This window comes from Bradyrhizobium sp. JYMT SZCCT0428, from assembly GCF_018131075.1.
Lineage (GTDB): Bacteria > Pseudomonadota > Alphaproteobacteria > Rhizobiales > Xanthobacteraceae > Bradyrhizobium.
This window is the reverse complement of the sequence record NZ_JAFCLS010000123.1, coordinates 1-6,566: the sequence shown is the minus strand read 5'-3', so window position 1 is coordinate 6,566 and position 6,566 is coordinate 1. Positions and strand designations below refer to the sequence as shown.

Sequence of the window (6,566 nt, the reverse complement as noted above, 5' to 3'; positions counted from 1 at the left end):
CCGCGCAAGCGAGCGTCACTCCGGCAGAAGCCGAAACTCTGGTGAAGTGGATTCTATCACTGCAATAACCGCGCGCGTTTCTCGACGACTTTTCTGCGTGGAGAACTACTAGGGGCGGAAATCCATGCTGCGCAAGATAATGCCCGGTGGGGTGCCCTCAAATTCCCCGGCTTGAAATTTTCTCGACGCGCATCGTTGCGGCCACGCAAGCGCAGAAACTGTTCTTCGCGCTGATCGGCCTCACCCTCGAGCCGCGCTCCAAATCGTCCATCGCCGATACTGACCGCACAAGCGACCTCCTTCGTGCCATTCATCATGGAAAACAGCATCACGCCCCGGTCTTGCGCAACCGATGACCTTGCCCGTTTGTAACGTCATCTGATCGCTCCTCACCCGTTTGGTTTTAGCGACTTGGAACAGCACTGAAGGTCACGCTGCTGGAGCGTCACAGGCTGTTCTGCGTTGGCCGCCTGTTGAACGGCGGCCAACAACTCTCTGTGAGCCACTCTCACTTCCCCAGGAGCGGCGCGGTGTTTGTCGGGACTTCGCTCATCTCGCAGTTACGCTTTCCCGATGCATGAACATCCTGCACCATACTGCACGGGATATCTCGGTGACATCGAGTTCCCACCGACCCTGCTCCAAAGGATTTTAGTGCGTGATACGAAGTGTTCCTTGACGGTCGCTGGTTCAAGAACTTGTTCGTTTGGCGTTCTCAGCCGCCGAGACATTGAGAGATGCCCTAACTGCGGCCGGATAGTCGGGTGCAGCCTTTCGCCCACACCAAAGCGCACGCGCTCTGACCAAAATTTAGAACGACGCCCGGCGAGCGGAATGTCGCTTCATAGATATCAAGGCGCACCTTGCATGTGCCTGCGGAACCAAAGCCGGCCAATGGCACTTTGCACTAGACGGCTTACGCCTGGACGCGAAGTTTGATCATACCCCGCGCGAGCGGGATCAAACGAGGCCCGAACGAGGGCGCGGCGCGGACGATCGCATTCCGCCCCGCGCGTCCAGAGAACGCGTGAACCACTTTGCTTCCTACCGATTACGTCTGAACGTATACCGAAGCTCCAAATTTGAGTTAAGCATGCCGCGAGGAATTTCCGTTATGGATCAGATCAAAAAGCCCGGTATTATCTTGTCGATAGCGCTGCTTGGGCTTGATGCGGCAGCACGATACTTGGTGGCTGGTCGCAAACCGATATTGGCAAGGGGAAGCGCGAAATCGGCTCCTTCGCGCGCGAGCGTCGAACTGCAAACCGGCCATGCCGGCGGGCGCGGCCAGAATGCCAACTCTCCAGCTGAAGTGCCCGCACAGGGCTGGAAGGAAATACTCTGGCGAACTTATCAGCAGATCAACGAAGACCGGCTACTTGCCATTGCAGCGGGAGTGGTCTTTTACGCGCTGCTCGCTCTCTTTCCCGGTATTACAGCGTTGGTATCGTCCTATGCGCTTTTCGCGGACGCAGCGACGGTCAATGCTCACCTCGAAATGCTCTCGGGCATGTTGCCGCCTGGCACCTTTTCTGTAGTGCAAGATCAGGTTGGGCGAGTGCTGGCGAAGGGCGAAGTGACGCTGGGGGCTGCTTTTCTGTTCAGCTTCGCGCTGGCCCTGTGGAGCGCCAACGGCGGCACGAAAGCTATCATTGACGCACTCAACGTCGTCTATGACGAAAAGGAAGAACGCGGGTTCTTCAAGCTGAACGCGGTGTCGCTAGCTTTCACCTTGGGTGGGTTGGTAGGAATTTTGGCGGCCATTGGGCTCGTGATCGCGGCTCCGATTGTGTTGGCAAGCTTCGGCCTGGGCAGTGTCTCTGAATTGCTTTTGAAATATGCTCGGTGGCCCGCGCTAGCCGTTTTGATCCTGCTTGGGCTTGCTGTGCTTTACCGCTATGGGCCGAGCCGTAAAACCCCCAAGTGGAAGTGGATCTCGGTCGGAAGCGCGGTTGCAACCGTGACTTGGCTAATCGGATCCGGACTGCTGTCATATTATTTGAGCAACTACGGCAATTACGATGCAACGTATGGCTCGCTAGGCGCGGCTATCGGCCTGCTGATCTGGATGTGGATGTCGACGATCGTCATTTTGCTTGGCGCAGAATTGAATTCTGAAATTGAGCACCAAGCAGGGAAGAACCCTACCAATAGCGATCAAGATAGAGCGCCGACGTCCACCCTCAAGGAACGGTCGGCCTGAAAATCTAATCGGCGGCCCCGAGAAGCTCAATCAGCGCGGCCGGCACATCCCGGAGCGATAGCGCGCCCTTCCAGCGAATGAACGGCACCGGACGCCGATTTGCGAGGACGAAGGCATGATGCCCGGCCCACGTACCACCGACTATGATGCTCTCTGACCGCGCGCAAATAGGTATCAAGCAAGGAGATCAAGCCCACCTGCGGGCGGCGGCCTCGACCCGCCGCCGCTTTCTTTGAGAGATCGAGTTGAACAGAGCCGACCGCGAAGCGAGAGTGCAACGAGCCAAGATGTTGGGCCGGGTCGCCTATGGTTTAGTGCGCACCGGAGCGATCGTGGGTTTTATAGAAGTCAAGCGCGGAGGTTTTTTGTTCGCGAATGCGGCGCGGCTTCTTGGCAATCAATCTCTACCTCGCCGCCAATGTCGTTCCGCACAATGAAGAGTTCTCCGAGCTCTGCGTCCACGCCGGTCGGAAAGGGCTCGATGTTCACTGGAACATGCCGGCTCTTTCAAGGTCGGGCTTTATGAGCCCGGCGATTGGGAGCGCAAGTTCATCTGCTGAAAACCACAGCGATCCGACGGTCTCTGCGCCAAACGATGGCACATCGTCGTTCGATATCTTCACCAAAAACGCGCAGCGTGAACTCGTTGGGAATTTTATCGTTGAACGACGCCACGTCGAGCGCTGCTCCAAACGCGCTAAGGCTGAGGATTGCACAATCGATTGTCGATTGACCAAAGCAAATCAGGCCCAGCTTCGGGCCGCGTGATCCGTTTTGGCTCGTATTGTCTGCCATGACGTCCATCATTGCGCTCGAAGAATTGGAATAATCCAATAGCATGGGCGTCAGAACGTCTCCTCCCTGATTACGCGGTAAGGTTGATTTGTTGGCTTAACGCGCTCCACTTTAGGGCGGTTCATGATCGAGCCCTTGCGAGCAGGTTTGCACACCGGCGAGATAGAGTTGCGTGGTCGGGATATTGGTGGAATTGCCGTACATGCTGCCGCTCGCGTGATGGCTCGCTGCGAGCCGAACGAAGTGTTGGTCTCAAGGGTTGTCACTGACCTTGTTGCCGGTGCGGGTTTGAAATTCTCAGAACGGGGCTCGCACGACTTGAAAGGTCTCGCGGGCCGTTGGGACCCTTATGCAGCAAGCACATAGGAACGTCTTCTGCTCGTGGCACCTTTGAGACATGCCCACCCATCCAGAATGTCCGTTCACTGGGGGAGACCGGAAGTCGCGTGGTCCGGCCAAACCGACGCGGATGACCCAAAGCGGACATTGACCTGACGCCTTATGGGCGTTGCATTTCGGCGTTCAGTCAACCAGAGCGACGCGCTATGTTGAAGGTCATTTTTGTGGCGTTTGCTATTGTTGGAACCGTCGTATCTGCGCGCGCCCAAGTCCTCGTGCCCGACGACCTCGCTCGACGCGCCATCGAACGGCGTGCGGTGGAAGCGGTAAACTGGGGCATGGCAGCCGTGAACTACGACCTGATGTTGCAGGAGGCGCTAAAAAACACAGCAGGCAAGCTAAATCAGGTCGTCTACTGGGGCCGTCCCCTCGACTGGCACAACCAAACGCTCACGCCTAATCCAGATGCTATCTATCTGATGGCGTTCTTCAACACCAAGGATGTCGGACTTCCTTTGGGACCGCGGATCAGGTCGATCCAGTCCAACGCCTCGTCTCGGCGGCGGCGACGTGGGGCGGCAATCCGAAGAAGGACGCCATCTATCTCAACTTCACGCCGCCCAAAAACGATGGCAAGTCCGTCTACAAGTTGAACGTAAAAGACGTTTCGGTCGATGGATTCTGGTCGATTAGCCTCTACAACTCCGAAGGCTACTTCCAGAAGAACGACCTCAACGCTTACTCGCTGAACAATATCACCTCGAAGAAGAACTCCGACGGTTCTGCCACCATCCAGTTTGGCGGGTGCGATGGGAAAATCCCGAACTGTCTGCCAATCATGCCGGGCTGGAACTACACGGCACGCCTTTATCGCCCGCGATAAATTCTAAGCGGCAAATGGAAATTTCCGGAGCCCCAACTCGCAAACTAAGTCTGCGTCGCCGCGTCCGTCAGGGCACCTTTGAGACATGCTTGACTATTCTGAGAATGTCCGTTCACCGGTGTAGACCGGAAGTGCCGTGGTCCACCAACGCGAATGACCCACAGCAGACATCAGGTCGTTGATAGGGGTTCTGCTTCAAGGTCAGGAATTCCTCAAATTTCCGATTTGGAGGCTGTCTTCTATACCCAAAAAAGGCGAGCGCCGAACCTTCTCAAGCAGTGCCGCCTAAGTTCGCTGCGTGGCATTATTGTGAGGGCTTGTGCGAGTGCTCCACCATGTAGTCGGCGATCCTTTTGCCCATGTCCACGCCGACGTCGAGCGAGTTGCGGAAATGGATTCCGCCCCAGACTCGCACATTGCACTGCTCGTCCGCCAATTGCTTAATGCTGGCAAACTGACGCTTCTTGGTCGGATCGTCGAGGTCTGTTGCCGTCACCGGTACGCTTTGCGCGGACGGAACAACCAACTCCAGCACGCGCGCCGACACTCCGGCGACGATCGCTGCCTGTGACGGGTATTCCGGGTGCATCGGCGTTGCATTCGACGGCGTCCATCCGGCATCGCGCTCGGTAGCCTCGTTGCCATCCATATCGCCGTTGCGTATCGCCGTAACCGGTCGCCAGAAGTTATAAGTGAACTTCGCATCCCAGTCGTTGATGAAGGTGTTCGCCATGGCCATGTTGAGCAATGCGAAGAGCCGGGCATTCTCCGCGAGTCCCAATCCCTTGCCCGCCGAGATCTGGCGTGCCGCTTCCTGCCAAGCGGGGCTGATATTCGCTTGTGTCCAGAACTTCACGATGTCGGATTGCTCCGCTGTTCGCGTGGTATTTCGGACGCCACCTAAACTCTTCGTTTCGTTGTAATCGCGAGCATAAATCGCACTTGTCAATTGCGGGGGCGGGCCTGGGCGGAATTGGTCGGCGCTCTTAAGCACCCAAGGCTTCGCTTGGGCATATTGGGCCATTATTGGCGGCGTCGTAGGTATCCATACTCCCGGCGTGGCAACGGGCCGGTAAGTGTCGGGGGCACTGGTGCCGTCCGCCGCGCGATCGGCCTGGACGAGCGCAGCCACCTTTTCGCCAAGCGCTATGCCCGAGGTCTTCCCTGCACCATCCGGGATCGCCTTGGTCGAGGTGGTGAAAGCCTCCTCAATTAAGGCTTTCTGACCGGGATAAAGTTGGAGCAGGATCTGCCGGGCCGCCGACGCGGCTGCGGCTTCGGCGGACGCATCGCGCGTCAAATCTCCTGTGGCAATATAGCGGGCATATCGACCCTGCACTGAGTTGACCGCATCGGACATCGCAACATGGACCATCGCCATGCTGCGGGTCCACGGATTGCCGGCAATGTTCGCCGCCTTGAGGACCCCGATCGCTGTCTGATTCCAGTCTGTGATGGTGTCGGCATTCGAAGTGCACGTCGCGAAAGACATCAGAAAGCCGATTGCTACGGCTGTGTATTTCATGTCGCTCCCCGTCCGCTGTAACTCCAGTGCTCAGTTGGATAATGAGTTGGAGCTTACCCTAGTTTGCTAACGAGCGGGAGAAAAAGAAAAGTGGCCTGCTAAGTCTGCTGTGGGCCCATCGCCTCATTTTGCGACGAGCGCAGCAACTTGGTCGCTTTCAGAGTGAAGCGAAGCCGAGACATTCAGCGAGCCGCGCTGCCTTAATCGCATTTATGACTACAAGCTGCCGGGCGCGGTCATCCGCAGCCTACCTTCGAGACGAACCATGTAGCCCAACGCAATCAATCGGGCATTATGTTCAGCTGGGATAGCGGGCGGGGAGCTACGTACAGAGGGCGTTACCGAACGTGAGAAGAGAAACAAACTCTTCACGGGTGAGCTTTTCGTGGGTGAGCTGTGTCGTTTCTAAGGTCATGACCCGGAGCCTGACTACTTTCGGCACTCCCGTCTGGTCAATTCTAACCAAGCAGTGAAATAAAGGCCGCCTCAGTTGGCGTCTTATGAAACCGAGCGCGCATTTCGCCTTCTGGCACTTTTCGGACCTGCTGTGATGGCCCGAGGATGTCTACTCCTTGAGGGTCGTACGGACATTCCTGTCACAAGGGGCAACTTTCCTTGCCAGCAATCAACCCTGGCGCTTGCCGTCCTCCACACTCACTGAATTTCAACTCCGCTGCGCAACATTGACTTCGCGAATCGCCAGATAAAGGCTGATCGTACCTACAATGACGGGAAGTAGTCCCGTGAGCACCCAGGCCCAAGACGAGCCAGCGCCGATCGCGCTAGCAGCAATGCAAAATCCAAAGGCAATGATACCTACC

The 6,566-nt window shown here is 56.9% G+C and carries 6 protein-coding genes and 1 pseudogene; 5 read left to right on the top strand and 2 right to left on the bottom strand.

The window, feature by feature from the left end:
- Window positions 1-56 precede the first annotated feature (56 nt).
- Window positions 57-332, bottom strand: a complete 276-nt coding sequence (locus JQ575_RS43485; RefSeq protein WP_312016137.1) for a hypothetical protein — start codon at window positions 330-332, stop codon at window positions 57-59.
- Between the two features lie 185 nt (window positions 333-517).
- Between JQ575_RS43485 and JQ575_RS45490 the strand changes: the two are divergent.
- The 5 genes and pseudogenes from JQ575_RS45490 to JQ575_RS46330 form a co-directional block, all read left to right on the top strand.
- Window positions 518-659: pseudogene (locus tag JQ575_RS45490) on the top strand (transglutaminase-like domain-containing protein); the annotation flags it as partial.
- A gap of 455 nt (window positions 660-1,114) precedes the next feature.
- A complete protein-coding gene (locus tag JQ575_RS43480; protein ID WP_212039277.1) occupies window positions 1,115-2,203 on the top strand; it encodes a YihY/virulence factor BrkB family protein in 1,089 nt (362 codons plus the stop codon).
- A gap of 390 nt (window positions 2,204-2,593) precedes the next feature.
- Window positions 2,594-2,971, top strand: a complete 378-nt coding sequence (locus JQ575_RS43475; RefSeq protein ID WP_212039276.1) for a hypothetical protein — start codon at window positions 2,594-2,596, stop codon at window positions 2,969-2,971.
- A gap of 572 nt (window positions 2,972-3,543) precedes the next feature.
- Window positions 3,544-3,990, top strand: coding sequence for a hypothetical protein (locus JQ575_RS45485; protein ID WP_409364894.1), 447 nt, complete (start codon window positions 3,544-3,546; stop codon window positions 3,988-3,990).
- Window positions 3,987-4,220, top strand: a complete 234-nt coding sequence (locus JQ575_RS46330) for a DUF1214 domain-containing protein (protein WP_312016136.1) — start codon at window positions 3,987-3,989, stop codon at window positions 4,218-4,220. Before JQ575_RS45485 ends, JQ575_RS46330 begins: the two co-directional genes overlap by 4 nt.
- A gap of 304 nt (window positions 4,221-4,524) precedes the next feature.
- Here the strand turns inward: JQ575_RS46330 and JQ575_RS43465 are convergent, their stop codons facing one another.
- Window positions 4,525-5,745, bottom strand: coding sequence for a vanadium-dependent haloperoxidase (locus JQ575_RS43465; protein WP_212039275.1), 1,221 nt, complete (start codon window positions 5,743-5,745; stop codon window positions 4,525-4,527).
- Between the last annotated feature and the right edge of the window lie 821 nt (window positions 5,746-6,566).

Coding starts and splice junctions, on each gene's coding strand:
- JQ575_RS43465 (WP_212039275.1), bottom strand. CDS start 5,745: ATGAAATACACAGCCGTAGCAATCGGCTTTCTGATGTCTTTCGCGACG.
- JQ575_RS43480 (WP_212039277.1), top strand. CDS start 1,115: ATGGATCAGATCAAAAAGCCCGGTATTATCTTGTCGATAGCGCTGCTT.
- JQ575_RS45485 (WP_409364894.1), top strand. CDS start 3,544: ATGTTGAAGGTCATTTTTGTGGCGTTTGCTATTGTTGGAACCGTCGTA.